Consider the following 24,667-nt stretch of genomic DNA (forward strand, 5'->3'; position numbering starts at 1 on the left):
CGGGCTGATTCATGCGGTCGAGCGGGAATCCGGTTCTTCCAGTGCGGTCAGCACGCGGTCGGGCGTCAGGGGGAGTTCGCGCATGCGCCGCCCCGTGGCGCGGCTGACGGCGTTGCCGATCGCTGCCGCTGCCCCGACGATGCCGATCTCGCCGATCCCCTTGGAACCCATGGGATTGAGGTGTTTGTCATGCTCGTCGATCCAGTGCGCCTCGATGGGGGGAACGTCGGCGTGTGCCGGCACGTGGTAGGAGGCCAGGTCCCTCTCGACGAAGTCGCCGAAGGCCGGGTCCATGGTGCTGTGTTCGGTCAAGGCCATGCCCAGGCCCATGACCATGCCGCCTTTGAACTGGGACCGCGCGGTCGTGGGGTTGAGGATGTGCCCGGCGGCGAAGACACCGAGCATGCGGCGGACCCGGACCTCCCCGGTGACCGTGTCCACCGCCACCTCGGCGAAGTGGGCGCCGAACGCGTGGCGGGAGTACGGGGATTTCTGCGCGACCGACCCGGTGGTGTCGGCGGATGCCGACAGCCCGCCGTCCGGCAGCGGCCCGTGGCGGCGCTCCAGCCGCGCGGCCAGGGCGTCGCACGCGTCGTGGACGGCCCACCCCCAGGAGGCGGTGCCCGAGGAGCCCCCGGCGAGCGGGGCCGCGGGCAGGCCGGTGTGGCCGACGGCGACCGTCACCGCGTCGAGCGGAACCCGTAGGGCGTCGGCGGCCACCTGGGCCAGGACGGTGCGGGCGCCGGTGCCGATGTCGGTGGCGTTGACCTCGACGAGGTAGCCGCCATCGGGGAGGGCGTGCGCGCGGGCGGTTGAGGGGGCGACGAGCACCGGATAGGTGGCGGCGGCGACACCCGACCCGATGCGCAGCGGGCCCTCGCGGTGCGGCGTCCGCCGGTCGGACCAGCCGAAGCGCTCAGCTCCCTCGCGCAGGCACTCCACGAGGTGGCGGCTGCTGAACGGGCGGCCGCTGTCGGGCTCTGTCGCAGGCTCGTTGCGCACGCGCAGCTCGACCGGATCCATGCCGAGTGCGTCGGCCAGTTCGTCCATCGCTGATTCCAGCGCGTACATGCCCGGAGCCTCCCCCGGGGCCCGCATCCAGGACGGGGTGGGCACGTCCAGCGCGACGGCGCGGTGGGTGGTGCGGCTGTCGGGTACGGCGTACATGATGCGGGCGGGCACGGCGGCTTGTTCGACGAACTCGCGGACGCGGGAGGTGTGGGTGGTGACCTCGTGCGTCAGGGCGGTGAGGGTGCCGTCGTCGCGGGCGCCGAGCCGGACCCGGTGCAGGGTGGGCGCACGGTGCCCGACCGTGGCGGGCAACTGCCCGCGCGGAAGGGAGAGTTTGACGGGTCGCCCGTAGTGGAGCGCCGCCATCACGGCCAGGACCACGTGGGCGCGCGGAGTGCCTTTGGAGCCGAATCCGCCACCCACGTGCTCGGAGACGACCGTGATGTCCTCCTCGGGCAGTTCGAACAGGCCGGCCAGCTCGGAGCGCACCACTCCCGCTCCTTGGCTGGAGTCGTGGACGGTCAGGTGGCCGCTGCGGGCGTCCCGGTCCGCGGTCGCCGCGTGCGGTTCCATGGGGTGGTTGTGCAGGGGCGGCACCGAGTAGGCGCAGTCGACCCGGACGGCGGCCGCCGCGAGCGCGGCGTCCGCGTCGCCCCGCTCGCGGTGGGCGGGATGTCCGCCGTTCGCCTCCTCGGGGGTGTAGGCGCTGGGGTGGTCGACGCGGAGGGTGACGTCGTGCGGCTCGGTCTCGTAGTCGATCCGGACGTGGGCCGCGGCCGCCCGCGCGCCTTCGAGGGTGTCGGCGACCGCCAGGGCGACGTACCAGCCCCGGTGGGGGACGCGCAGATCCTGGAGCAGTCTCAGTGTGGGGTCGTCCGACCGGCCCAGACGCGGCGCGTTGTACGGGGTGAGCACGCCGATCACGCCCGGCAGGGCCACGGCCGCCGTGTCGTCGATGGCGGTGACGCGGCCACGGGCGACGGTGGCGGGCACGGGCCAGGCATAGGCGCTCGCGCGCGGCGTGTGCTCGGCGGCGTAGCGGGCGGCTCCGGTGACCTTCTCGCGCCCCTCGCTCCGGTGGACGGGGCTGCCGAGAGCGGGGCTGCCGGGGGCGGTGGTGGGGCGCATGACGGGTCCCTTTCCTGTTCGGTGCCGGCGGCTACGGCATGTGCGGCTACGGCGTGCGGCTACGGCGTGCGCGGGCGCCTCGGCGTCGCATCCGCGGACTGTACGAGCGTGCCGAGCGCGTCGCAGGCGAGGTTGCGGGCGAGGGGGATCTTGTACGCGTTGTCGCGCAGGGGTCGCGCCTGGTCGAGCTCCGCCCCGACTGCCTGCCGTACGGCTTCGGGGGTGGGCTCGACTCCGGTCAGTCGTTCCTCGGCGGTGGTGGCGCGCCAGGGCCGGTGGGCGAGGCCTCCGAAGGCGAGGGCGACGCGCCGTACGCGGTGGGTGCGGTCGAGTTCGAGTACGACGGCGACCGAGGCCAGCGCGAAGGCGTACGAGGCTCGGTCGCGGGCCTTGCGGTAGACGGAGACCTCTCCGGGAGCGGCGGGGGGCAGCAGGACCGAGGTGACGATCTCCCCCGGACGGATCACGGTGTCCCGCTCGGGGTGGTCGCCGGGCAGCCGGTGGAATGCGGTGGCCGGTACCGTACGGGTGCCCTGCTCGCCCCCGTACAGCTCGATCTCGGCGTCCAGGGCGGCCAGGGCCACCGCCATGTCCGAGGGGTGCGTCGCGATGCAGTGCTCGGATTGGCCGAGCACGGCGTGGTCGCGGTGGACGCCGTCGCGGGCGCCGCAGCCGCTGCCGGGCTCGCGCTTGTTGCAGGGCTTGGAGAGGTCCTGGAAGTACGGGCACCGGGTGCGCTGGAGGAGGTTCCCGCCGGTGGTGGCGATGTTGCGCAGTTGCCCGGACGCCCCGGCGAGCAGGGCCTGGGAGAGGACGGGGTAGCGGCTGCGTACGAGGGGGTGCGCGGCCAGGTCGCTGTTGGGGACGGTGGCCCCGACGCGGAGCGCTCCGCCGGGCAGCTCCTCGATCCGGTCCAGGGGCAGTCGGCTGATGTCGATGAGGCTGCCCGGCGTCTCGACGCCGAGTTTCATGAGGTCGACGAGATTGGTGCCGCCGCCGAGGTAGCGGGAGTCCTGGTGTCCCGCGTAGGCCTCGGCGGCTTCCCGGAGGCTGGTGGCCCGTACGTAGGCGAAGGGCTTCACGCGATCACATCCGGGCTCGGGTCGGGGGCGGGGGCAGCGGTGTCAGACGAGGCGGGGCGGGTCCGGGCGCTCACGTCCGCCACCGCTTCGGCGATCCCGTTGTACGCGCCGCACCGGCAGAGGTTTCCGCTGAGGCGTTCCCTGATCTCTTCGGCGCTCAGCACGACCGGTCCGCCCCGCTCGGCCGCGGCCGGGTCAGTGACACACGAGGGCTCCCCGGAGGAGGCCTCCCGCAGTACCCCGACGGCGGAGCAGAGCTGGCCGGGGGTGCAGTAGCCGCACTGGAAGGCGTCCCGCTCCAGAAAGGCCCGCTGGAGCGGGTGCAGCTCTCCGTCGGCGTCGGCGAGGCCCTCGACGGTGGTGATCTCGGCGCCGTCGAGGGCCACGGCGAGCAGCAGGCAGCCGTTGGCGCGCCGGCCGTTGACGAGGACGGTGCAAGCGCCGCACTGGCCGTGGTCGCAGCCCTTCTTGGAGCCGGTCAGGGCCAGGTGCTCGCGCAGGGCGTCGAGGAGGGTGACGCGGTGGTCCAGTGCGAGGACCCGGTCCACCCCGTTGATCCGCACTGCGACGTGTGAGCGGTGTCCGTCGGACGCGGCCCCGGCAGGCCGGGCAGCCTCACCATGGTCGTGGGCCCGCTCCGTGGGTGTGGTTCCGTGCGCCGTCACGACTGCCCTCCGTGTCCGTTTGGTGGCGTTTCACCCAGACGGCTTCCCCGTCCTGCTCCGTCTCACACGCTCCGGATCCCACACAGTCCACGGCCGCGGACTCCCTGAACCGGCCGACGCCCGCCGGTGGTCGGTGATCAGCCCCGGAGGTCACGCCCTCCAGCCTGCGAGGCGCCCGGCGTGAACCTTTGGGTGGCCTGTGCGTGCCCTGGTGCGGAGAGGCCCACGCCGCTCGGCACCCGACGCGATCGCCTTCTGTCAGCCGGGTGACTGCTGCGTGGAGGGATGGGCCTTTTGAGGGGCTGCCCAGGACGCGAGCAGGCGCAGGCCCTCTTCGGAGGGGGACCCGGGCTCGGCGGTGTAGATGGTGAGGGTGAGGCCGGCTTCGGCGGTCATGTCGAGACCTTCGTAGGCGAGGGTCAGTTCCCCGACGGCCTGGTGGTGGAAGCGTTTGGTGCCGGTGCCGTGGCGGCGGACGTTGTGGGCGCCCCAGCTGGTGCGGAACTCGTCGCTGCGGGTGGACAGCTCGCCGACGAGGTCGTGGAGGTCCTTGTCGTGGGGGTTGAGGCCGGCCTCGGTGCGCAGGATGGCGACGACTATGTCGGCGGCCTGGGCCAGATGGAGGAGGTGGGCGCGCTCCGCGTCGTCGAGCTGCAGGGCGCGGGCAACGGCTTCGAGGACGGCCGGTGAGACGCCGGCGAGGTTGCCGCGTTCCAGCTTGGCGTAGTACTCCACGCTCATGTCGGCGAGGGCGGCGACCTCACTGCGGCGCAGGCCCGGGACGCGGCGCCGGCTGCCGGAGGGCATTGCGGCCTGCTCGGGGCTGATCTTCGCGCGCCGCGAGGTGAGGAACTCGCGGACCTCTTGGTTGTTGTCCACGCCATCGACGGTACGTCGTGCGCGCGGTCGCAGGGGTGTACTGCCGGTACACCCCTTGCTGGTGACTGGCTGGGCGTGCGAGGAGCGGCTTACCTGGATGACGTGGCACTTCCGTCCGGCCGTGGATGCGGCTGGGCGTCGGGTACACGCCCTGGTACCGCTCCTCCCGACATACAAAGGACCCTTCATGCGCGGCGCAGTGATCCACGCCCCCGGCGATGTCCGCTTCGAGACCCTGGACGACCCCAAGATCCTCCAGCCCACCGACGCCATCATCCGTACCGCCGTGACCTGTGCGTGCGGGTCCGACCTGTGGTCGTGGCGCGGTGCGGAGCCGATCGGCGACGCCCATCCGATGGGGCACGAGTACGTCGGCTTCGTCGAGGAGGTGGGAGCCGAGGTCACCTCGGTCAGGCCCGGCCAGTTCGTGGTCGGGTCGTTCGCGACCTCGGACAACTCCTGCGCGAACTGCCGTAACGGCTTCCAGTCGAATTGCCTGCAGCGTGAGTTCATGAGTACTTGCCAGGCCGAGTACGTGCGCATCCCCAATGCTCAGGAGACCCTGATCGCGACCGATGAGGTGCCTGGCGAGGAGCTGTGGCTCGGGCTGCTGGCCGTCTCCGATGTCATGGGCACCGGCTGGTGGGCCGCCGATGCCGCCGAGGTGAAGCCCGGCTCGACCGCGGTGGTCGTGGGCGACGGCGCTGTCGGTCTGTGCGGGGTGATCGCGGCGAAGGAGATGGGCGCCGGGCGCATCATCGCGATGAGCCGGCACGAGAGCCGCCCACCCCCGGCCCGTCCGCCGAGGAGCAGAGTGGCGTGGCCCCTCCCCCGGATGACATAGAGTCGGGTCTACCGACGCGGGGTGGAGCAGCTCGGTAGCTCGCTGGGCTCATAACCCAGAGGTCGTAGGTTCAAATCCTGCCCCCGCTACTCAGCACGAAGGCCCGGCCCCCTTGAGGGGGCCGGGCCTTCGTCGTACAGCCACACACCACCGCCCCGGCCACGCCGTGACCGGCCGCAGAGGCCGACCCAGGCCCTCCATCAGGTCCCGACCAGCCTGGGAGCATGGGGCGCGGACCGGGGCCGGCAACAAGTTTCTGGTGTCACCGAACCCGCCGAACCCCTTTCACACTGCCCCCGTCCCGGAAGCCGGCAGGCCGCCGCGCGCCTGTCACAGGAGAAGCCAAAAACGAACCCGCGGCCCGTCTTGCCGGGGAGGCCGTCGTCCGGACGGCGGCAGTCACCTGCCCATCCCGGCGGGCGGGGCCCCCGCGGGCTCCCGGCCGGTCAGTTGCGCCCGGGCTGTTTGGGTGGTTCTCCATCGGTCATACGGGGTTCTGTAAGTCTTTTTCCACTGAAGAGGGAGTGATCAGCTGTGTCTGGTGAGCAGAAGGCCGAGGCGAAGGGCGAGCAGGCCAAGGGCAAGCTCAAGGAGACCGCTGGCCGCCTGACAGGCAACGAGAGCCTGACCGCCGAGGGCCGCGCAGAACAGGCCAAGGGCGACGCCCGCGACGCCAAGGAAAAGATCAAGGACACCTTCAAGCACTAACCCTGCACCCAGTCAGGGCCGGGACCGCACAGCGGTCCCGGCCCTGACGCACGTCCACGTGCTGGTTCGGTCAGGCGGCGGCGGGCTGGGACTGGCGCAGTTCTGCCTGCCCGAAGAGCAGGGCGTAGCCGCCGGGGAGCTGGCGCAGGATCCGGGCCAGGAGGTCGGGGCCGGCAAGGTGGGTGACGACGGCCAGTACGGCGCCGATGTCCCAGCGGGCGGTCGCGGGGGTGGCGCCGGTACGTGCGGCGAGGTCTTTGACGAAGCCCCAGCCGGTGAGGTGTTCGGCGTCGGGAATCTGCGCGGTCAGGGGCAGGGCGGCCTCGACGGGCAGGCACTGGGCGAGGTCGACGCGCTCGTCTCCGGTGAGCTGGCGTCCGAGGGCGGCCAGGACCTGGCGGACGGCTTCCGCGGCGCGTTCGCGGGTGGGGTAGACGCCCTCGTAGCGCACGCGTTCCAGCATCTGCTCGTACGCCATGAGGGTCTGGGACGGGTTTGCTCGAGGCTGGTCGTACATGGCTGCGGTTGCCTTTCTGCGCGGAGAATCCGGATGGGGCTGGGGGTGGTCAGGTGGGCTGGGGGTGGCCGAAGAGGAGGTCGTAGCCGGGTGGGAGCTGGAGGAGCACCTCGCGGGTGAGGACGTCGCCCGCAGCGGCCGCCGTGGTGGACAGGACCGCGCCGATGTCCCACAGCGCAGTCGTCTCGGTGGCGCCCTCGATCCACGCCGCGGTCGCACGGACGAAGCGCTCCGGCGAGAGCGGCTCCGTCGCCTGCAATGGGTTGAGGAGGATCAGTGCGTACGTTTCGGGGAGCCGGGCGGCGAGCTCGGCTCGCACGCTGCCGGCCAGATGTGCGCCCAGAAGGGCCAGGACGACTCGTGCCACACGGTCGGTCTCTTCTGCGCTTTCGTACTCGCCGCGTTCCTGCACATGGGCCAGGAACGCTTCCCTGCGCATCGACATGACGTCACCTCCCAGAAGGAGTGAAGGATCACGGTGGGCGCGGAGGGCGGGGGGTACCGGAGGGGGATCGGCTCTCCCCCGCCCTCCGCTGCCGGATGGTGCGGGAAGGTCAGCTGGAGATCTGCTTGGGGCCGGCCTCGCCGCGGATGCTGATCTTGCGGGGCTTGGCGCGCTCGGCGATCGGGATGCGCAGGGTCAGGACACCCGCGTCGTAATCGGCCTGGATGCGCTCGGTATCCAGGGTGTCGGCCAGGACGACCTGGCGGGAGAAGACACCCAGGGGCCGCTCGGAGAGCTCCATCTTCATAGCATCGGCCTTCGCGACCGGGCGGCGCTCCGCCTTCACGGTCAGCATGTTCCGCTCGACGTCGATATCGATCGCCTCGGTACTCACACCCGGAACGTCGAAGGCGATCACGTACTCATCGCCCTCCCGGTAGGCGTCCATCGGCATCACCGACGGCTTCGACCACGTACCCGACGTACCCGACAGCTGCTGGACGATCCGGTCCATCTCGCGGAACGGGTCAGTGCGCATCAACATCGCGAAACACCTCCACTTGGTTCAGGCAGAAACTGCCAATGCGCTTCAACGTGAATCCGTTGTAACATGTCATCGGAACGATGACAAGCAGGGCGTCACCCTAAGGGTGACAAGGTGATGGAGAGTGTCATGGACGAGGCCACCCCGCCGACCGGACCAGTCCCCTTCCATGCCGCCGCCGCGGCACTGGAGAGCATCCACCAAGCACTAAGGGACGCGCAGCACCCGGCCGCCGGTACACCGACGTCCAACACGGAACCAACGACGGAGGCGGCGATCGTGGGCCCGCATTCCGCTCTGGCGGCGCTGTTGATGCTCCGCGAGATCCGCGAGGAGCTCGCCGGCTGGGAGAGTGGCCTGATCGAAACCGCCCGCGGGCACGGCGCCAGCTGGGCCGACCTCGCCGGTCCCCTCGGGGTCGCCAGTCGCCAGGCAGCCGAACGCCGCTACCTGCGACTGCGCCCCGGCGCCGCCGGAACCACCGGCGACGAGCGCGTCCAGGCCACCCGCGACACCCGCGCCGCCGACCGCACCGTCATCACCTGGGCCCGCGACAACGCCGCCGACCTACGCCGCCTCGCCGGACAGATCACCGCCCTCACCAACCTGCCCGCCGACTTCGAGAACGCGGTCGGCGACGTGAACCTGGCTCTGGGCAACGACGACGCCGCCAGCCTCGTGGGCCCCCTGACCGACACCCGCCCCCACCTGCGGCCCGAAGACGCCGAACTCGCCGAACGCATCGACGCCCTGACCCGACACACCAAACAGCTCCGCCAGAACACCCACAACCAGCGCAGCACTTGAGCTGAACCCGGCCCTCAGCCGGCCGACAGGTCCGAGGGCCCAGCCAAAGCCAAGGAGTGATCCACCATGGCCGAACCCCTCGACCGGGCCGCTGGCAAGGACATCGCCGTGCAGGTCCTGGACCACGCGGTCGTGATCCGGCCCACCGGCGAGATCGACCTCGAGACCGCATCCTTGCTGCGGCTCGCCCTCGGCGACGCCCTCACCCACGCCTCGCCGGCCAAGCCTGTCGTGGTCGACTGCAGCCGCCTCACCTTCTGCGACTCCTCAGCACTCAACACGCTCCTCGCCGCGCGACGCACAGCACAGGCCACCGACACCGTCATCCGACTGGCAGCCCCCAACCACCAGCTCCAACGCCTCCTGGAGATGACCGGCACCCTGCCCCTCTTCCCCCTCGACCAAGACGCCTCGGCCGCCGGCCACCTCTCGCAGGGATGCACAGACGGGCCGACCCAGTAGGACACCCCGGTGATATTCGGGCGCGTACGGCGTAGACGCATCACCGGTCCGGGCCAAACCCCTCTCCGGGGCGAGCCACGTGATGCCGCACCGGGTAGAGGGCGTCCAGCGAAGAAGTTCAGACGACCACCGACCTGGTCGGACGGCCCGCCCAAACACGTCGCGGGCGGGGCGGTGGCTCAGTGTGGAGCAAGGACCGCGGTGATGGTTTTGCCGCCGGGCTGGTCGATACGGATCTGGACTTGGTCGGCCAGGCTGTTGATGAGGTGCCAGCCGAAGCCTCCCGTCCCACCGATCGTGTCGGGGGCGCGGGCGCCGGGGACCTCAGTGCTCGCGTCGGTGACCGCCACCTTCAGCATGCCGTTGCACCGCAGCGTCAGGGCGCACGGACCCGGCGCGTGGCGTACCGCGTTGGTGACCAGCTCGCTGACCAGGAGCAGGACGTCGTCTCTGGCCTGTTCGCTCATACCGGGAGTGCAGTCGTGCAAGAAAGCACGTGCCTGATCCCGCGCGGCATGGACGCATCCCGCCTGCCCGTCCAAGACGCGCACGACCAAGCAGGGATCGTGGGAGTACTGATTCATCGGTGTCCGTCACTGTGTCGTGTGTCCTGACTGTTTTCCCGTCATCACACAGCGGCTGCCCGATTCCTTGCGAGCAATGCGCCCTCACACGGGCCTTGCGCGAGACGCACCGGCGGTCGTGATGCTGGTGGTGCCGGGTCGGCGCGGTCAGGGGCGCTGATGGTAGTGCTCCGCACGTCCATGCGGCAGATCCTCACCGAGCCAGGCACAGCCGAAAAGGCCGCACTCCGGGCAGAGGGGCTACCGGCCCAGCAACCGGTCCCGACCACGCCCGCTCTACACCTGGGCCGTGCGGGTGGCACGCCCACGCAGAACGCCCTTCGCAGCCCGTGGGCGGCCCGCCACCGCAGTAGCGGGTGCCCTCCCGGAGGTGACCAGATACCAAAGGGTGACGTGGTGTCACGAACTCGCTACGTCAGCCCTGCGCGAGGGTCAGGGCCCCTGACGTCCGAGGTCTGCACCGCCATCACGGCGGTTCCCCTTATCGGAAAGGACACCGCGACCCGGCGCCGAGCGAACAAGACCGTCCGGCGGGTGGGAACGGTCGCGGAGGTGACATTCCCCAGCGCGAAACCGGGCCCGTGACGTGGTCCGCAACTTCAATGCGGACGGCTTCCAGCAGCGGTGCTCGCCCCGGGCGGGCGCACCATGAAGACGTCGATCGGGTCCTGGTTTTCCACGACGAATCCGTGGCGCTCGTAGAGTCGGCGGGCAGCACTGCCCTTCAAGACGGTCAAACCCACGGTCACGCCGTGCGTGTCCGTTCCCTCCAGCACCGTGCGCAGGACAGCGGACCCGAGCCCTCGTCCCTGATGGTGCGGAGCAAGGTAGAAGTGCTCCAGCCATTGCCTGCCGTCGGCAGGCCGGACCGTGACGCATCCTGCGAGTTCGTTGTCGATCATGATGACGGACGTGTGCTGCATGGAGAATGAATCCCGTAGCCGTTGTCGCACCCGGTGCCCGTCGTAGCGCCCGAGGCGTTCCAAATCCGCACGCATGACCGTGGCCCGCAACTCCGCGATCACCTCGATGTCCGCCGCCACCGCAGAACGCAGCACCCAGCCCGCGACCTGCACCGACGTAGCCCGTGCAGGCACCACCACGGCTGATTGCGCGCCTATCCCCGCCACCCCAGCATCCACGGCCCGAGTATCTCAGTCCGCCTGCTCTGAATACGGCTACAGGGTTGCGGCCGCGCGACTCCACGTCACCGCCCCCGCGATGAGCCGGAGGCTGAGCCGCATTCGGCGCACGACCGGGGATCAGATCCTGGTGCGCACCGGCCGCACGATGACCCCGACGCCATATGCAATCGCCGTCCGGGCGCACCACCCGAGCGCGCCGGGCATCCGTGCCGAGAGCGTGGGCGAGACCCGCCTCGTCATCGTCGTGAGGCGCGGGCACCCCCTGACCCGCGGCAGCACCCTCACCGCGCAACGGTACGCGGCAGCTGAGCACGTCACCGTCTCTCGACGTGGAAACCTGAGCAACGCCCTGGACGACGCCCCGCCGGAGCCGCCACAGCCGTGGCACCCGCACCCACCGCCGCTCCGCCCGGGATCCTGAAGCCGCTGCCTCCCGAGCTGTTCACCATCCGGGGCACCAACGCGGAGACGAACTTCGCCGCCCTGCGCGGTACGGGCCAGCTCACCCCGATCGACCGGTTCTTCGTACGCAACCACACCGTCGCGCCGCGCCTCGACGCCGACTCCTGGCGGCTGAAGGTGTGGGGCGACGGCCTCTCCAGGGGGCCGGTGGAGTTCTCGTACGACCGGCTGCGTTCGCTGCCGGCGGTCGAACGGACGCTGTTCATCAAGTGCGCGGGCAACGGCCTCAGCTTCTACACCACACAGCAGGGCCGGCAGGTGACCGGGACCGCCTGGACCCTGGGCGCGATCGGGGTGGCCCGCTGGCGCGGGGCACGGCTCTCCGACGTGCTGCGACGGGCAGGGGTGGCCCGGGACGCCGTGGACGTACTGCCCAGGGGCCTGGATGACGAGGTGGTCACGAACGGGGTGAACCTGGGCCGCGTGCGGCGCCCGCTGCCGGTGGCGAAGGCGCTGGACGACGTGATCCTCGCGTACGAGATGAACGGCGAGCCGCTGCCGCCCGACCGCGGCGGGCCGGTCCGGGTGGTCGTTCCGGACTGGATCGGGATCTCCTCGATCAAATGGGTCGGTGACATCGAGGTGAGCGGCCAGCCGCTGTACACGCCGTGGAACACCGACCTGTACCGGCTGTTCGGCCCCGACCAGCCGCCGCAGGGCAGCGCTCCACTGACCCGGCAGACCCTCAAGCGCGCCTTCGAGCTGGAGTTGGGCGCACCCTTGCCCCTGCACCGCGCGCGGCTGCTCACCGGCCGCTCCTGGTCGGGCGCGGCTCCCGTGCACCGGGTGGAGGTCAGCACCGACGGGGGCGCACGGTGGCAGCGGGCCAGACTCCACGACGCACCGCGCCGGGGCGGCTGGGTGCGCTGGTCGCTGCCGTGGACGCCGCGCACCGCGGGGGCGACCGCGCTGCTGGCGCGGGCCACGGACGGGACCGGCCGGACCCAGCCCGCGACAGCGGCCCACAACACGCAGGGCTACCTCTTCGATGCCGTCGTGCGCCACCCGGTGACGGTGGTCTGAGAGGTTGCCCGTCGGCGGGATTCCACGTACGTCCCGCGCCCTCCCCCCGCTCGAACCACACCAGCGCGCCGCCGCCCGCCGCGGCGGGCGGGGGCCAGCTATTCCATCGGCCCGCACCGACCACCAGCCGAACGAGACCGCCGCAGGGACCGCCTACCGGACCGCCGTGCGGGCCGCACGCGGCCTCCAGGACAGTGCGGCCGGTTCGGAGGTTCCGGAGTCGGGCCGGGCAGCCGCGCTCTTTACGTGCCCCGTCCCGTCGCGGTTACCTGGAGCACACAGGTACGAGCCACCGGGGGCGAACATGGCGGGCTGGCATGGGGGATGGGGACGCGGGATCTGGCGGACCGCGGTGGCGCTGGCCGCGCCGCCGCTGACCGCGGCCCTGGCGCTCGGCGTGGCCTGGGAGTCGGCGAACGGGTCCCTGGGCACCTGGGGATTCTTCCTCGGCGGGCTGCTGCTCCCGCTGGTCCTTCTCGGCTGGCACGCCGCCCTCGCCGCGCGGCGCGGGGCCTCAGTCATAGCGTTTTCCGCCCTCCCGGCCGGCCTCGGCGCCATCCTCGCACTCGCATCCGTGGGGCACAGCGTGCTGGAGGACCGCGGCGTCGAGATCAGCTGCGTTGTACTGCAGGTCACCGAGCGCACCCGCACGGAATCCTCCATGGATGCCGAGGGCCACTGGACCACCACAACCCGGACCTCCTACGACCATCGCCTGGACTGCCCCGCGGGCGGCCCGGAGCACCTGGATACCCCCTCGCGGCTCGCGAAGGAGGGCGAGTCCCTGACGGTGGTGCACGACCCGTTGGGCAAGGCCTCCCCGCGGGCCGCCGGGGACGTCCACGGCTGGGGAATGCGCACCGCGGCCGAGGTGGCGGTCGGTGCGGCGGTGCTTCTGGGGCTGGCCGGCGGGATCCAGGAGGCGTACAAGAAGCGACGCTGGAGACCACGCCAACCAACAAGGCGGTAGAACACCCCAGGGCGACACCCCTCCAGGCATCGAGACACTTCCGGTGGCCGGGGCTGGCGTCCAGCGCGTGTCCGCATCCGCGGGTGGGAGCTCCTTGCCCTACGGCCCGCGGGTACGCGGACGGCCGCCGGTCCGGGGCTGAGGACGTCTGATGCCCGATGGTGGGTGTGTGAACGTGGATGCGGTTGTCGAGGAGTTGTACCTGCTGCCCCCGGCAGAGTTCATCAAGGCGCGGGACGCCCTGGCGGCTGAGGCCCGGAAGGAGGGCGAGAAGGGCACGGCCAAGGCCATCGCCGCCCTGAGGCGTCCGACGGCGGCCGCGTTCGCCTCGAACCTGCTGGTGCGCCGTCGACCGGAGGAGGTCCGCGCACTCCTGGACCTCAGCGAGGCGCTGCGCGGGGCGCATCAGTCATTGGACGGTGCACAGCTGCGGGAGCTGTCTCATCGGCAGCACGTGGTGATTGGTGCGCTGGCGCGTACGGCCCGGGAGCTGGCCGTGGAGGCGGGGCAGGCTGTCAGCGAGGGAACGGTGCGGGAGGTGGAACAGAGCCTGCACGCGGTCGTGGCCGGTGCCGAGGCTGCCGAGCAGTGGGCGGCCGGCCGGCTGACCACTGCGCTGACCCCGCCGGCCGGCTTCCCTGCCGTCTCGGGTACCGCCGTTCCTGCTCCCACTCGTACGCCCGCCACGCCGCGTGAGCGACGGCAGCCGAGCGGTGAGACGGCGCCGGCGAAAGAGGCGCCGTCCCGTGCCGAGGTTCGCCACCGGGAAGCGGTCGCAGGGGCCGAACAGGCCAAGGTTGAAGCCGAACGTGAGAGAGCCTCTCGCGAGGAGGCGCTGGGTACGGCGGAAGACGAACAGAAGCGTCACGAGCGGAAGGCGGCCGACGCCGAGCGGCAGGTCAAGGTGCTCGAAGGGCAGCTGCAGCAGGCTCAGACCACCCGGGACCAAGCGCGCGAGGCCCTGACCGCGGCCGCCGACCAGGTCCAGGAAGCGACCCGCGCCGCGAAAACGGCACGGCGTGCCGCGGACAAGGCCAACAGCCGGATCGCGAAGCTGCGGGGCCGGCAGGAGTAGTCGCGCTTGGCGCGGGGCCTCTCAGGCCAGCGCCTTGAGGAGTTGTTCACGGGTCATGGAGGAGCGGCCGTCGACGTCGGCGGCCGCCGCCTTCCTGTAGAGCTCGGTCTTCGTCAGAGAATCGAGGTTCTGTCTCTTCGTCGCTCGGACCCGCTTCTTCGCTGTCGCCTTCCGTCTCTGCGGGCTCCCGCTGCCGGTTGTGGTGGAGGCCTTCTCCCGGGTGTCCTTGGGGCTTCGCGCCCGCTCGACGCTGGCGCGCAGGGCGTCCATGAGATCGATCGCGGGCGAAGCCTTCGGGGCCGGCTCGGACTTCTCGAGGGTTTCACCGGCCTGCTTGGCCTGGATCAGAGCGGCGACCTTGTCCCGGAAGGTGTCGTGGAACGCTTCGGGATCCCACTCCATGGTGAGGGCGCCGATCAGCTGCTCGGCCATCTTCAGCTCCTTCGCGGAAGCCTCAGCGCGCCCGGGAAGGCTGCCGGTCACCTCGTTCGGGTCCCGGATCTCGTCGGCCCAGTGCAGGGTGTGGAGGGTCAGGAGCCCGTCTTCGGCCTTCACCGCGACGAGGTACTCGTGCTGGCGCATCACGAAAGTGGCCACGCCGGCCTTGCCCGTCTTGGCGAGGGCCAGTCCGAACAGCCGGTAGATCTTGCCGTACTCCTTGCCGCGGGGCGCCAGGTAGTAGGTCTTGTCGAAGTAGATCGGCTCGACCTCGGCCAGGTCCACGAACCCCGAGATCTCCAGGGCCTGGGAGCGGCCCGGCGCGATCTCGTCGAGTTCCTTCGGCTCCACGAGGACGTACTCGCCGCCGGCGTCGAATCCCTTGACGATCTCCTCCAGGTCCACCTCGTCGCCAGTGCGTTCGTTGACACGCCGGTTACGAATCCGGTCCGAGGTACCGCGCTGCAGCTGATGAAAATGGATCGTGTGGCTGTCCGTCGCGGTGTAAAGGCCCACGGGCAGGCTCACCAGCCCGAAACTCAGCGCACCGGCCCACACAGGTCTGGCCATAGCCGCCACCTCCGCTACCGCCCCCTGCCAGGCCTCTGCCCACACTGCGAGACCTCATGCCGGGTGCGCCGGGTCCGGCTTCGGGGCCGGGGGCCGGCTTGTCGGTGTTGTGCTCGCAGCCGTCCGACCAGGTCGGTCACCGCCGACGGCGAGGGCGTCACGGCGGCGCCCGCCGGGCTTCGACCGCGAGGCCTACAGGCAGCGGAACACCGTCGAGCGGTACATCAACCGCCTCGAACAGTGGCACGGCCTGGCCACGCCAACGGACAAACTCGCCGTCGCCCACCAGGCCGCACTCCACCTCGCCGGCCTCCTGATCTGGACCCGACGCTGACCAAAGAGACAGGATCTAGGGCTGCGACAAGACCTCCCGGACGGCGTCGATGCCGAAGGCGAGGTCCGCGTGGAAGCTCTGGTGGAGGTCGAAGTCCCGGGTCATGTCGACGTAGTAGCCGTCCGGCAGGGTCGAATCGGCACGCGAGAGGTCGCTGTTCAGTTCGTCGAGCTGGTGGATCATCCGGTGGGTGTCGCTCAGGGACTGTGTGAGGGCCTCGGCGAGCGGGCCGCCGGACTGAGGGGAGGTGTCCGCACCGGGCCGGTGTGACGCGCGCAGTGCCGCCCGCACCGCCGCGCGCCGGAACTGGGCCAAGGCGAGGGACGCTTCGATCCCGTCGTAGGAGACCTCGTTCGTCCAGGGGTCGTCATGGGCGAGGCCCGACGCCAGGAATCCGACGCGGCGCGGGACGCCGAGGTCCTTCACCGCGTCGAACATCGGCGCGGCGAGCGCGGCGTCCTGTGCCAGTGCGACCGCGAACGCCCGGGCGTCCTCCCTCCGGAACTCGTCCCTGGTGGCCCGTGTCCCAGACCTCTCGGCTTCCCGCCGGAACCGCTCCACCTGAAGGGCGAGCACCGCTCCGAGCCGTACGGCCGCCAGCTCGGCCGCGGGAAACACGCCGAGCGCGGCCTCGCGGCCCTGCGCGTCGCACCGGGCGAGGCCGGCCGCGTACGCCCGTACCCCGGACGGCGCGGGCTCGGCGAACGAGTGCAGCACGGGTGCGCCGAAGGGCGGCACGGGGAGCGAGGGGCCGAGGTTCCACAGCGGCGGTACGGGGGCGCGGTGAGCGGTGGTCCCGTCCGCATCAATGGAGCCGCTCACCTCGTCCAGCCCGGCCCGCAGGTCGAGTACGGGATCCAGCGCGGCGGCCAGCTCGCCCAGCAGTTCCGCGAACCTGACGTCTGCCTCCGCGGACCCCGCGGACGCCTCGGACCCCTCGGCCTCCCCCGGCACCTCGACACCTCTGGCCTGCCGTGCCCCCGTCTCCGCTCCGAGCAGCTTGCCGACGTGGCGCAAGGTGCGGTGAACCTTCGGCATCGACAGACCCAGCTCGTACCCGATCGCTCCCGGCGCACAGCCGGCCAACCGAAAGGCGGTGACATTGAGTTGGCGCTCGTTCAACTCGCTCAGCGGGGCGAGCGCCACCACCGTCCGGGCCTGCGCCAGGGCGTCGGTGCTGCCCTTCTCCAGGAGGGCGGGCACCGTCCCCTGCGCTGGGCGGAGCGCTCCGCAGCCGCCGCCGACGGTCATCCGGCACGTCCAGGCCCGCAGCGCCTGCGCGGTGACCACGGGGGCTCTGGTGTCCTTCGCGGGCCCGGCCGCGTTCGAGCCCAGCAGGTCCATCCACCGCCGGGCCACCGTCATCGAGTCCTGGGCGAGTCGTACCGCCTCCACCAGGTCCGCGCCCCGCAGCAGCGACAGGGCGACGAGCGGACCCGCATGCGCCCGGTAGTAGTCCCCGAACCCGACCCTGCTGACGGACGCCGTATGCGCCGGATCTGCCGCCATTGAGTCAACTCCCTTGCGCTTGGAGCCACTTGTGATTTCCGTTTGAGTTCAGGGTAGAGGCTCGGCACGGCGGGACGGAAACTGCCCCGCCCCCTGGAGGGCGCATTCCAGGGGGCGGGGCAGCCGCGTGTGCGTGGGCGGTGCGCGGCGCAGCGGAACCCGGGTCAGGCCACCGGGGCCGGGTAGGTCGGATAGCCCCTGCGGGTGAAGTCCATGATCCAGTTCGTCATCCAACTGCGTTCGTCGTCCACGGAGAAGGCCTGCTCCCAGCGCGCGGTCCTGTCGGTGATGTTCGACCACAGGAACCGCACGCGCACCGCCCGCCCCTCGTATGTGTCGGCGCCGTAGAACTCACCGACACCGTCCTCCCGGAACCGCCCCTGCACCGGCGGGTCCAGTCGACCGACCTTGCTGTTGGACCAGTTGAGCGACCATTCCTTGGTGTCCTGGTCGAACAGACGCAGCGTCAGTCCCTTGAAGCCCCGCTCCGGGCATTCCATCTCGTCGATGTTCGCCGCCCCGCCGAACAGGCTCCAGCACCGGTTGGTCCCGCCGAACTCCTCCCACCCGCTGTCCGAATCCAGGGAGTCGAGCAGCCTGCGGTTAGCCACGTCCCACTCGCCGACGAAGAAGTCGAAGTCGTTCAAGCGCGTCCTCCTGTGCTGCCCTCGGCCAGCGAATCGGCGAGGTAGGCGTCCAGATCCGGCTGCTCCGGAACGAGCATGTGCGTGACCCAGGCGTCGCGCTCGTGGGTGATGGGCGGCAGTTCCCACACGCAGCCGATCCACGGTCGGGTCAGCACGATGAAATGCGTCGGATCCAGGTCGGGGCAGTCCAGTGCCGGCTGGCCCGCCGCTGCACCGCGGAAGTGCAGCACGTTGTCCCAGACCCAGCTGTACACGTTCAGGTAGGCGCCGGTGTCTCCGCCCCGGTGCAGCACCACGAAACCGGCCGACGGAGTGCCGTCCGGCTCGGGCAGCAGCTCAGGCAGGACGGCGTAGGCCGCCTTCTCGATCTCGGGGGCGATACCCGTCGGATCGGCGCTGACGTGGTAACGCTTGAAGCGGCGCCCGCCCACTTCGATCGGTGGCGGGGTTCTCAAGAATTTCTCTTCGAAGGCCATGTCCGCACGCTATGGCCGATCTACTGACACCTTCTGTCAGTGAAGTGCTGGAGAATCTTCTCCATGCGCGCCAGCCGACTCGTCTCGATCCTGCTATTGCTCCAGACCCGAGGCCGAATGACCGCCTCCGAGCTCGCCGACGAGCTGGAGGTCTCGGTGCGGACCGTCTACCGGGACATGGACGCACTACACGCGGCCGGTGTCCCGTTGTGCGGGGACGCCGGGCACCGGGGCGGCTACCAACTGTTCGAGGGCTACCGCACCCGCCTCACCGGCCTCAGCAAGGAGGAGGCCGGGGCGCTGTTCCTGTCCGGCATCCCGGGACCGGCGGCGGAGCTTGGGCTCGGCTCGGTACTGGCCGCGGCACAACTGAGGGTGCGCGGCGCGCTGCCGCCCGCGCTGCGGGAGCAGGCCGACCGGATCCAGGCGCGGTTCCACCTCGACGCGCCCGGCTGGTACGCGGAGGTGGACCAGGTTCCGTTCCTGCCCGCGGTCGCCGATGCGGTGTGGAACGGCCGCGTGCTGCAGCTGCGCTACCGGCGCTGGCGGGAGCCCACGGACGTGGACCGGCGGCTGGAACCGTACGGGCTGGTGCTCAAGGCTGGGCGCTGGTACGTGGTCGCGGCGCCCGGCCCGCGCGTGTACCGGGTGGACCAGATCCTCGAACTGCATTCCGTGGAGGAGCAGTTCACCGTCCCCGGGGATTTCGACCTTATCGGGTACTGGCAGGTCCACCAATCGGAGTTCCATGCCCGGTTGCACTCCGCGGACGCCGTCGTCCGGTTGTCACCTGATGGCGCGGCCCGTTTGACTGGCGCGGGGGCACGGGCACTGGACGCCTCCGGCGAGGTCCAGCCCGACGGCTGGACCCGCGCGGTCCTCCCGATCGAGTCCTTGGACCACGCCTGCCGCGAATTCCTGGCCCTGGGCGCGGAGGTCGAGGTCCTCGAACCGGCGGCGCTGCGCGAGCGGATGGCCACAACAGCTCGCGCGATCGCTGCGCTCAATGCTGGCTGAGGGAAGGAGTGCGGCAGCCTATCGGCCGTCGTGATCCACTTCTGCTGATCGGCCTCTGCCTTGGTGGTGGAGCCGCACAGCTCCTCGGTGTGTCGTACGACAGCGGGCCGCCCACCGGCCGCCCACCATGGGCGACGAAACGTAACCGTCCGTAGCGTTCACTTCACCGGCGGAGGTGCTCACCGTCACCTGCGGGCCACCGGAACGGCTCCCCCGTGGTGCGCGACTCCCGAGCCCGCACGAGGGTGGGGAGATGACTCCCCCCAAGCTGGTGGTCTACCCGCCTGATGAGCGCGGCTGGCGGAAGGTTCGGTTCGACGGCACGATCCTCGGCACGGCCTACCGTGCATCCGATATTCCCGAGCTGCTGCGGCAGGCCGGGATGGAAAACCCCGAGGACTTCGACCTGACACCGGGCGAGTTCGTCGAGTGGCGGGGCGGCGGACCGGAGACGTGGGCGGAGTCCCCGCCTGGCTGACGAGGTGACGATGAGCACCACCGCCGGCGCGGGTGCTCACCATCACGAGCCACGGGATTCGGCGTACGGACGGCGCGTACTGACCTTGACCGGGATGCCGTCCCTTCGAGACGTTCGGGTGCAACAAGCAACTGGCTGGACGCTTCGGAGGGCATCATGGGACTACCTCATTGCCCCCGGTAGCAGGCGCGCCCAGCACCTCGCCGGCCGCAGTGCTCCCTCACCTGCGAGGTGGAGCACGCGCTGTGCCAAAGAGGGGTGTTGCGTCCCGAAGCCGCCCCGGCTGCCGTCGCCCTGGTCCAAGGTGACGGGGAACACCGGGTTCGACACCTGTGCTCCCGCTCACCTCCTGGAGGAACTAAATGTTCGACGTCGCGCCCGTACCCGAGGCCGCGTACTGGGATCGCTACCACCGCAGCGAGGCCTTCCAGGCCCGTCCGGCCGGGGACCGGTTCCGCTGGACCACAGGCATCGAGGCCGGGGCCGACATCCTCGGCTCACCGAAGACCGCCCTGGATCTGGGGCCCGCCGAGGGAGAGAACGCCGCCTACCTCGCCCGCCACGGCGCCCAGGTCGTCGCCGTGGACCTCTCCCCTGTCCAGATCACCCGGGCCCGCGCCTTCTGGGGCGACGTGCCGGGGCTGGAGTTCGTTCACGCGGAGGCGTGCGCGTTCCTCGACGCCGACCTGCGCCAGTGGGAGGCGATCTACTCGTCCTGGGGCGCGGTCTGGTTCACCGACCCCGCCGAGCTCCTCCCCCGCATCCGGGCCCGACTCGCCCCCGGCGGGGTGTTCGCGTTCTCCCACCGCGCCGCGAACGGCGGCCCGTACGGAGAGCGGACGGTGAGCGGGAAGTGGCTGGAGACGGATCTGACGGCGCGCTGCTGGCACCACACCCCAAAGCAGTGGACCGCCCTCCTGGAGGATCACGGGTTCACCAACGTGCGCGCCGAGATCCTCCCCGAGCCCGAACCGGGTGGTCCCAGCACACTCCTGGTCCGCGCCAGCACCTGATCAGTGGCAGGTGACCGGCGACACCAGTCACGGCCGCGTGCTGTCGTCACCTCGGACACTCCGAAGGCCCCAGCCCGGATCGGGTAGGGCCTTCGGAGTGTCCGAGGTGAGGTGGAGCACTGGTGCCGGCGCAGGTGTTCTTCGTCCTCGGTACCGTGTCTGGGGCCGGAGCTGACGCTGCAGCCCAGGAGGCAGGAGAGGACCTCGGTGGCGGGCAGTACCCCCAGGACCCGCGCACGGGCCGGTGACACCGTGGCCACAAACAGCAGCCCGCTCCCCCTGCACCTCTCCGGGCTGGGGGCTGCCCGCACGCGGGGGCGACTGCGGCCGTGTGGGACCCGGACCCGTACGGCTCAGTTCAGCGCGCCGCGCGGTCATCCGGTGTCTTCACTGGGGGCGTGGACACCGACCAGCAGCCCTCCGCCGCCTCGTACCGCAATCTGATCATGGCCACGCTGGGATTCACGCTTACGTTCTGGGCCTGGGACCTGATCGCGCCGCTGGCCGCCGGGTACAAGGACCGGCTGGACCTCAGTTCCTTCCAGCAGTCGCTGCTCGTCGCGATCCCGGTCCTGGTCGGTTCCGTGGGGCGCGTCCCCGCGGGTGCGCTCACCGACCGCTACGGCGCGAAGCTGATGATGCCGCTGGTGTCCGCGCTCACCGTCGTACCGGTCCTGCTGCTGATCCCCGTCAAGAACGACTACGCCTTGCTCCTCGTGGTCGCCCTGCTGCTCGGCCTCGGCGGCACGACGTTCGCGATCGGCGTCCCTCTCGTGAACTCCTGGTTCCCGCCCGGCAGGCGGGGATTCGCGCTCGGCGTGTTCGGCATGGGCACCGGCGGCGTCGCGCTGTCGGGCTACTTCACGCCGCGCATGGCCGCCCACGACGAGAACCTGCCCTTCTTCGTCGTGGCCGCCGCGCTCGCCGGCTACGCGGTGCTCGCCGCCGTCCTGATCACGGACAAGCCGGGCCGGCCCGTGCCCACCGCCTCGTTCGCCTCCCGGCTGGGGCGGGCCGGCAGGCTGAGGGTCACCTGGGAACTGTCCGCCCTGTACGCCATCGGGTTCGGCGGAGTCGTCGCGTTCGGTGTCTACCTGCCTACCTACCTCAAGACCTGGTACGAGCTCTCGCCGACCGGCGCCGGTACCAGGGCCGCCGGATTCGCCCTGGTCACCGTGGTCTTCCGGCCCATCGGCGGCCGGCTCTCGGACCGGTTCCACCCCGCCGTCGTCACTGCCGTCGCGCTGGCCGTCGTGGCCCTGTTCGCCGTGGTCCAGGCATTCGACCCGCCGCTCGTCCCGGTCGCCACCGTCGCGCTACTGATGATGGCGGCCGGACTCGGGGCCGCCGGCGGCAGCGTCTTCGCCCTGGTATCCCAAGTCACACCGCAACCCCAGGTGGGCAGCGTCACCGGCATCGTCGGCGCCGTGGGCGGCCTCGGCGGATTCGTGCCGCCCCTGGTCATGGGCGGCATCTACAGCGCCAAAACCTCGTACTCGATCGGCTTCATGCTGCTGTCCGACCTCGCCCTGGCAGGGTGCGTGTACGCGTACGGGCGCATGCGCACCCTGCGGACCGGACCCTGAGCCGGGCCCCGACGCACCGCGCGTGAGCCCCTTCGGTCTCTCCCGCCCCTGGGCCACGATCCGGCGAACGCGGCCGCAGGAAGCCGGGACGGCGTCTCGGGGCAGTGACGGAGCCGGGGTTGGTCGGCGTCAATGCCCAGGACGTCCGGTGGAATGCCAGTTCCGCAGGGGCCTTGCTGAGCCATGGGGTTGTCCGTCATGGATGTCACGCGGTCGGTGACGGTGGCGTCTGTGTCAGACCCGTCCACTCGTGCGGGTCAGGTCGCTGAAGATCTCGGTGATCACTTCCGCGCGGGCGACCGCCGCGAGATCTTTGGCGATCATCGCTGCCGCCTTCCGGCTCAGCGCCTCGACCGGTTTCGCCTCTGCCTCCGAGGCGATCGCCTCGGAGGCCGGGGTCGGCAAGAGGCCCGACGCCGGCCGCAGCGACCCGGCCCAGTAGGTGCCCAGTCGGCGAGGGTGCCCTCCATCGCCAGAGCGTCCTGGTGCTCGGCGGTCCACAGTTCGTTGGAGAAGGCGGCCATGGCCGCGGCCGTCGAAAGGCTCTTGGGAGGCGAGAGACCACGCCCACTACCCTCATCACCATGATGATCACACTGAACAACGCCGTTCGACGGCTCCTCGACGCCCCGCACTCCGCGGTCCTGGCGACGATCAATCCGGACGGCGCTCCGCAGAGTTCGGTGGTCTGGGCGTCACGCGAAGGCGACGACGTCCTGGTATCCACCGTGCGGGGCCGCCGCAAGGAACGGAACGTCGTCCGTGACGGCCGCGTCGGCCTGACCGTCTTCGACCCGGCCGACCCCAACCGGTATGTCGAGATTCGCGGCACCGCCACCGTCACGGAGGACACCGGCCGGGCGATCGCCGTCCGCATCGCCGAGGAGTACGAGGGCCCCGGAGCCGGCAAGCCGTACGCGGAGGCGCCCGCCGAGGAGATACGGGTGGTCATGCGCATCACCCCGTCCAAGGTGCTCGGCAGCGCCGCCCGCGCCGCCTCATAGGGCACCTCTTAGCGTTCACCTCGCACACCGACCGGGTGGGGCCGTCCTGCTGACCGGGGGCCAAGCTCCCCGTCCGCTCTCAGGTCATCGTCGTCAAGGCCCTGTCGCTCCCGGGGCGGGAAGGGGTGGCGCTGTCACGGAAGTACATCGCCACCCCGGTCAGGGCGAGGGGCGCGCCGATGACGGCCAGCACCTCTCGGAGATCCAACCACTTCGGAACATTCCCCCCTCTGGCCCCGCCGTACTCGGGGGCGGGCCCAGGCCTCAGCCGGCCAAGGGGCGTGCTGCGACCCCGGGGGCCGGTTCTTGACCGGCGCCGGTAGCCAGGACGCGCACTTCCGATTTGTCGCTGATTTCTGCCTGAATGATGCCGGTGGCGTCCTCGTAGACGGGGTGGCCTCCCGGCCCCGTCCGGCCGGTGACGCTCACCTCAACAGTGTCCTGACCGCCCTCAGGGACACCTGGGAAAGTCAGCTCGTACCGTCGCGGCATCCGGTCTACGGTGTTGGCCTGTCGCACACGCTCCGGGTCGATCGACGGCTCCGTCGAGCCCGTGCCGACCCTGGAGGCTGTTCCCGGAGCCCGCCCGTGATCATCCACGGTGCCACCCTGATGCTGCAGTGGAGGGGCCTGCACAGGACGATCCGGATCAGGGCCCGGGCCCTTGCCTTCAGCCGTGTCACCCACGCGCCTCTCCCGTCTCTGCCGATGATCTCTTCACCCTGCGTCGCCGTCATGCAGCCGCCAGAACGAGCAGGTGGCCACTACAATAAATCCCGGCTCACACGCTCTGAGTGAGAGGAAATGGCTCCGTGTGATTCTCCCACCGTCTTCACCGCAGCGCCTCGCGCCGGCGGCTCTTGTCTCGCGTACGGGTTAGGCCGGAGTGGTGTTCTCCACCTGGGGCCCTTCTGGCCATTCGGCGTTGATCCGCTGAGCTTCCTCGAGCTGGTCCTCAAGGATGACCATCCGGCGGGCCGCCTCGCCTTTCCGCCGCCCGGCCCATCGTGCAGGCGGGGTAGTCGTCGTCATCGAGACGGCGGAACGAATCGTCTGCTGACGTCGTTGCACCTCTCTCGTGGCACGCATGGAGGGGCCCGGGCGCCATATGGCACCCGGGCCCCGAAGGAACTGCTACACCATCTGCCGACCCTGGTACTGCGCCGGCCTTCTGTATCCGCCGACGCGTCCGAACGGGGACGGGCTCTGCGGGGATCGCGGTTGCTTGACCGGAGACCACCTCA

Annotated in this window: 26 protein-coding genes, 1 tRNA gene and 5 pseudogenes; 16 read left to right on the forward strand and 16 right to left on the reverse strand. The window is 70.8% G+C overall.

Annotated features, from left to right (window positions below; all coding sequences use genetic code 11):
• Positions 1–9 precede the first annotated feature (9 nt).
• The 4 genes from OTB20_RS22975 to OTB20_RS22990 form a co-directional block, all read right to left on the reverse strand.
• Positions 10–2,139 (reverse strand): xanthine dehydrogenase family protein molybdopterin-binding subunit, encoded by a 2,130-nt coding sequence (locus tag OTB20_RS22975; protein WP_267820201.1) that lies wholly within the window; start codon positions 2,137–2,139, stop codon positions 10–12.
• Positions 2,140–2,198: 59 nt separating this feature from the next.
• On the reverse strand, positions 2,199–3,221 hold the full coding sequence (locus OTB20_RS22980; protein ID WP_267820202.1) for an FAD binding domain-containing protein: 1,023 nt from the start codon (positions 3,219–3,221) through the stop codon (positions 2,199–2,201).
• Positions 3,218–3,886, reverse strand: coding sequence for a 2Fe-2S iron-sulfur cluster-binding protein (locus OTB20_RS22985; protein WP_420716467.1), 669 nt, complete (start codon positions 3,884–3,886; stop codon positions 3,218–3,220). Before OTB20_RS22985 ends, OTB20_RS22980 begins: the two co-directional genes overlap by 4 nt.
• A 258-nt stretch (positions 3,887–4,144) precedes the next feature.
• Positions 4,145–4,765, reverse strand: a complete 621-nt coding sequence (locus OTB20_RS22990) for a helix-turn-helix transcriptional regulator (protein ID WP_267820204.1) — start codon at positions 4,763–4,765, stop codon at positions 4,145–4,147.
• A 187-nt stretch (positions 4,766–4,952) separates the two neighbouring features.
• Between OTB20_RS22990 and OTB20_RS22995 the strand changes: the two are divergent.
• The 3 genes and pseudogenes from OTB20_RS22995 to OTB20_RS23005 form a co-directional block, all read left to right on the forward strand.
• Positions 4,953–5,564, forward strand: a pseudogene (locus tag OTB20_RS22995) (alcohol dehydrogenase catalytic domain-containing protein); the annotation flags it as partial.
• Between the two features lie 60 nt (positions 5,565–5,624).
• Positions 5,625–5,698: transfer RNA gene (locus OTB20_RS23000), tRNA-Met, on the forward strand.
• A 445-nt stretch (positions 5,699–6,143) separates the two neighbouring features.
• The gene (locus OTB20_RS23005; RefSeq protein ID WP_267820206.1) at positions 6,144–6,317 is read left to right on the forward strand and encodes a CsbD family protein; all 174 of its coding nucleotides are present in this window, start codon (positions 6,144–6,146) and stop codon (positions 6,315–6,317) included.
• A gap of 70 nt (positions 6,318–6,387) precedes the next feature.
• Here the strand turns inward: OTB20_RS23005 and OTB20_RS23010 are convergent, their stop codons facing one another.
• From OTB20_RS23010 to OTB20_RS23020, 3 genes are all read right to left on the reverse strand, one after another.
• Positions 6,388–6,834, reverse strand: coding sequence for a DUF2267 domain-containing protein (locus OTB20_RS23010; RefSeq protein ID WP_267820208.1), 447 nt, complete (start codon positions 6,832–6,834; stop codon positions 6,388–6,390).
• A 49-nt stretch (positions 6,835–6,883) separates the two neighbouring features.
• Positions 6,884–7,279, reverse strand: a complete 396-nt coding sequence (locus OTB20_RS23015; RefSeq protein ID WP_267820210.1) for a DUF2267 domain-containing protein — start codon at positions 7,277–7,279, stop codon at positions 6,884–6,886.
• Positions 7,280–7,388: 109 nt separating this feature from the next.
• On the reverse strand, positions 7,389–7,823 hold the full coding sequence (locus OTB20_RS23020) for an Hsp20/alpha crystallin family protein (protein WP_267820212.1): 435 nt from the start codon (positions 7,821–7,823) through the stop codon (positions 7,389–7,391).
• Positions 7,824–7,952: 129 nt separating this feature from the next.
• Here OTB20_RS23020 and OTB20_RS23025 point away from each other — a divergent pair, with 129 nt between their 5' ends.
• Both OTB20_RS23025 and OTB20_RS23030 read left to right on the forward strand, forming a co-directional pair.
• A complete protein-coding gene (locus tag OTB20_RS23025; RefSeq protein ID WP_267820214.1) occupies positions 7,953–8,630 on the forward strand; it encodes an HSP18 transcriptional regulator in 678 nt (225 codons plus the stop codon).
• A gap of 66 nt (positions 8,631–8,696) precedes the next feature.
• Complete coding sequence (locus OTB20_RS23030; RefSeq protein ID WP_267820216.1) at positions 8,697–9,092, forward strand: STAS domain-containing protein; 396 nt, start codon at positions 8,697–8,699, stop codon at positions 9,090–9,092.
• Between the two features lie 179 nt (positions 9,093–9,271).
• Here the strand turns inward: OTB20_RS23030 and OTB20_RS23035 are convergent, their stop codons facing one another.
• The gene (locus OTB20_RS23035) at positions 9,272–9,676 is read right to left on the reverse strand and encodes an ATP-binding protein (RefSeq protein ID WP_267820218.1); all 405 of its coding nucleotides are present in this window, start codon (positions 9,674–9,676) and stop codon (positions 9,272–9,274) included.
• A 599-nt stretch (positions 9,677–10,275) separates the two neighbouring features.
• On the reverse strand, positions 10,276–10,818 hold the full coding sequence (locus OTB20_RS23040; protein WP_267820220.1) for a GNAT family N-acetyltransferase: 543 nt from the start codon (positions 10,816–10,818) through the stop codon (positions 10,276–10,278).
• Positions 10,819–10,864: 46 nt separating this feature from the next.
• Here OTB20_RS23040 and OTB20_RS23045 point away from each other — a divergent pair.
• From OTB20_RS23045 to OTB20_RS23060, 4 genes and pseudogenes are all read left to right on the forward strand, one after another.
• Positions 10,865–11,182: pseudogene (locus OTB20_RS23045) on the forward strand (LysR family transcriptional regulator); the annotation flags it as partial.
• A pseudogene (locus tag OTB20_RS23050) lies at positions 11,182–12,306 on the forward strand (sulfite oxidase); the annotation flags it as partial. The pseudogenes OTB20_RS23045 and OTB20_RS23050, both read left to right, overlap by 1 nt.
• A 304-nt stretch (positions 12,307–12,610) precedes the next feature.
• On the forward strand, positions 12,611–13,276 hold the full coding sequence (locus OTB20_RS23055) for a hypothetical protein (protein ID WP_267820222.1): 666 nt from the start codon (positions 12,611–12,613) through the stop codon (positions 13,274–13,276).
• 169 nt (positions 13,277–13,445) lie between these two features.
• On the forward strand, positions 13,446–14,351 hold the full coding sequence (locus OTB20_RS23060) for a hypothetical protein (protein WP_267820224.1): 906 nt from the start codon (positions 13,446–13,448) through the stop codon (positions 14,349–14,351).
• Between the two features lie 21 nt (positions 14,352–14,372).
• Here the strand turns inward: OTB20_RS23060 and OTB20_RS23065 are convergent, their stop codons facing one another.
• A complete protein-coding gene (locus tag OTB20_RS23065; RefSeq protein ID WP_267820225.1) occupies positions 14,373–15,359 on the reverse strand; it encodes a Ku protein in 987 nt (328 codons plus the stop codon).
• Positions 15,360–15,472: 113 nt separating this feature from the next.
• Between OTB20_RS23065 and OTB20_RS23070 the strand changes: the two are divergent.
• A pseudogene (locus tag OTB20_RS23070) lies at positions 15,473–15,693 on the forward strand (IS5/IS1182 family transposase); the annotation flags it as partial.
• Positions 15,694–15,708: 15 nt separating this feature from the next.
• On the opposite strand, the gene OTB20_RS23075 reads toward OTB20_RS23070, so the two are convergent.
• From OTB20_RS23075 to OTB20_RS23085, 3 genes are all read right to left on the reverse strand, one after another.
• On the reverse strand, positions 15,709–17,202 hold the full coding sequence (locus OTB20_RS23075; protein ID WP_267820227.1) for a hypothetical protein: 1,494 nt from the start codon (positions 17,200–17,202) through the stop codon (positions 15,709–15,711).
• 164 nt (positions 17,203–17,366) lie between these two features.
• The gene (locus OTB20_RS23080) at positions 17,367–17,849 is read right to left on the reverse strand and encodes a hypothetical protein (protein ID WP_267820229.1); all 483 of its coding nucleotides are present in this window, start codon (positions 17,847–17,849) and stop codon (positions 17,367–17,369) included.
• Complete coding sequence (locus OTB20_RS23085) at positions 17,846–18,325, reverse strand: hypothetical protein (RefSeq protein WP_267820231.1); 480 nt, start codon at positions 18,323–18,325, stop codon at positions 17,846–17,848. The genes OTB20_RS23080 and OTB20_RS23085 overlap by 4 nt, the downstream gene beginning before the upstream one ends.
• A gap of 63 nt (positions 18,326–18,388) precedes the next feature.
• Here OTB20_RS23085 and OTB20_RS23090 point away from each other — a divergent pair, with 63 nt between their 5' ends.
• The 6 genes from OTB20_RS23090 to OTB20_RS23115 all read left to right on the forward strand — a co-directional run bounded on the left by OTB20_RS23090 (position 18,389) and on the right by OTB20_RS23115 (position 23,423).
• On the forward strand, positions 18,389–19,342 hold the full coding sequence (locus tag OTB20_RS23090) for a helix-turn-helix transcriptional regulator (protein ID WP_267820233.1): 954 nt from the start codon (positions 18,389–18,391) through the stop codon (positions 19,340–19,342).
• 253 nt (positions 19,343–19,595) lie between these two features.
• Positions 19,596–19,820 carry a hypothetical protein gene (locus OTB20_RS23095; RefSeq protein WP_267820235.1) on the forward strand — a complete coding sequence of 75 codons (225 nt, stop codon included), beginning with the start codon at positions 19,596–19,598 and terminating at the stop codon, positions 19,818–19,820.
• A 362-nt stretch (positions 19,821–20,182) separates the two neighbouring features.
• The gene (locus OTB20_RS23100) at positions 20,183–20,833 is read left to right on the forward strand and encodes a class I SAM-dependent methyltransferase (protein WP_267820236.1); all 651 of its coding nucleotides are present in this window, start codon (positions 20,183–20,185) and stop codon (positions 20,831–20,833) included.
• Between the two features lie 446 nt (positions 20,834–21,279).
• Positions 21,280–22,419 carry an MFS transporter gene (locus OTB20_RS23105; RefSeq protein WP_267820300.1) on the forward strand — a complete coding sequence of 380 codons (1,140 nt, stop codon included), beginning with the start codon at positions 21,280–21,282 and terminating at the stop codon, positions 22,417–22,419.
• Between the two features lie 313 nt (positions 22,420–22,732).
• On the forward strand, positions 22,733–22,861 hold the full coding sequence (locus OTB20_RS23110) for a hypothetical protein (RefSeq protein ID WP_267820238.1): 129 nt from the start codon (positions 22,733–22,735) through the stop codon (positions 22,859–22,861).
• 142 nt (positions 22,862–23,003) lie between these two features.
• Positions 23,004–23,423: a PPOX class F420-dependent oxidoreductase gene (locus OTB20_RS23115; protein WP_267820240.1), complete on the forward strand. Its 420-nt coding sequence runs from the start codon at positions 23,004–23,006 to the stop codon at positions 23,421–23,423.
• A 79-nt stretch (positions 23,424–23,502) separates the two neighbouring features.
• Here the strand turns inward: OTB20_RS23115 and OTB20_RS23120 are convergent, their stop codons facing one another.
• The 3 genes and pseudogenes from OTB20_RS23120 to OTB20_RS23130 form a co-directional block, all read right to left on the reverse strand.
• Positions 23,503–23,631 carry a hypothetical protein gene (locus OTB20_RS23120; protein WP_267820242.1) on the reverse strand — a complete coding sequence of 43 codons (129 nt, stop codon included), beginning with the start codon at positions 23,629–23,631 and terminating at the stop codon, positions 23,503–23,505.
• 56 nt (positions 23,632–23,687) lie between these two features.
• A complete protein-coding gene (locus tag OTB20_RS23125; RefSeq protein WP_267820302.1) occupies positions 23,688–23,915 on the reverse strand; it encodes a DUF6296 family protein in 228 nt (75 codons plus the stop codon).
• Between the two features lie 384 nt (positions 23,916–24,299).
• Positions 24,300–24,531, reverse strand: a pseudogene (locus tag OTB20_RS23130) (hypothetical protein).
• Between the last annotated feature and the right edge of the window lie 136 nt (positions 24,532–24,667).

It is taken from the genome of Streptomyces sp. H27-H1, from assembly GCF_026627445.1.
Lineage (GTDB): Bacteria > Actinomycetota > Actinomycetes > Streptomycetales > Streptomycetaceae > Streptomyces.

Bases quoted from the DNA above. Each gene is read 5' to 3' on its own strand.
- OTB20_RS22975 (WP_267820201.1), bottom strand. From the start codon at position 2,139: ATGCGCCCCACCACCGCCCCCGGCAGCCCCGCTCTCGGCAGCCCCGTC.
- OTB20_RS23010 (WP_267820208.1), bottom strand. From the start codon at position 6,834: ATGTACGACCAGCCTCGAGCAAACCCGTCCCAGACCCTCATGGCGTAC.
- OTB20_RS23015 (WP_267820210.1), bottom strand. From the start codon at position 7,279: ATGTCGATGCGCAGGGAAGCGTTCCTGGCCCATGTGCAGGAACGCGGC.
- OTB20_RS23020 (WP_267820212.1), bottom strand. From the start codon at position 7,823: ATGTTGATGCGCACTGACCCGTTCCGCGAGATGGACCGGATCGTCCAG.
- OTB20_RS23025 (WP_267820214.1), top strand. From the start codon at position 7,953: ATGGACGAGGCCACCCCGCCGACCGGACCAGTCCCCTTCCATGCCGCC.
- OTB20_RS23030 (WP_267820216.1), top strand. From the start codon at position 8,697: ATGGCCGAACCCCTCGACCGGGCCGCTGGCAAGGACATCGCCGTGCAG.
- OTB20_RS23035 (WP_267820218.1), bottom strand. From the start codon at position 9,676: ATGAATCAGTACTCCCACGATCCCTGCTTGGTCGTGCGCGTCTTGGAC.
- OTB20_RS23055 (WP_267820222.1), top strand. From the start codon at position 12,611: ATGGCGGGCTGGCATGGGGGATGGGGACGCGGGATCTGGCGGACCGCG.
- OTB20_RS23065 (WP_267820225.1), bottom strand. From the start codon at position 15,359: ATGGCCAGACCTGTGTGGGCCGGTGCGCTGAGTTTCGGGCTGGTGAGC.
- OTB20_RS23075 (WP_267820227.1), bottom strand. From the start codon at position 17,202: ATGGCGGCAGATCCGGCGCATACGGCGTCCGTCAGCAGGGTCGGGTTC.
- OTB20_RS23085 (WP_267820231.1), bottom strand. From the start codon at position 18,325: ATGGCCTTCGAAGAGAAATTCTTGAGAACCCCGCCACCGATCGAAGTG.
- OTB20_RS23090 (WP_267820233.1), top strand. From the start codon at position 18,389: ATGCGCGCCAGCCGACTCGTCTCGATCCTGCTATTGCTCCAGACCCGA.
- OTB20_RS23095 (WP_267820235.1), top strand. From the start codon at position 19,596: ATGACTCCCCCCAAGCTGGTGGTCTACCCGCCTGATGAGCGCGGCTGG.
- OTB20_RS23100 (WP_267820236.1), top strand. From the start codon at position 20,183: ATGTTCGACGTCGCGCCCGTACCCGAGGCCGCGTACTGGGATCGCTAC.
- OTB20_RS23105 (WP_267820300.1), top strand. From the start codon at position 21,280: ATGGCCACGCTGGGATTCACGCTTACGTTCTGGGCCTGGGACCTGATC.
- OTB20_RS23115 (WP_267820240.1), top strand. From the start codon at position 23,004: ATGATGATCACACTGAACAACGCCGTTCGACGGCTCCTCGACGCCCCG.
- OTB20_RS23125 (WP_267820302.1), bottom strand. From the start codon at position 23,915: ATGCCGCGACGGTACGAGCTGACTTTCCCAGGTGTCCCTGAGGGCGGT.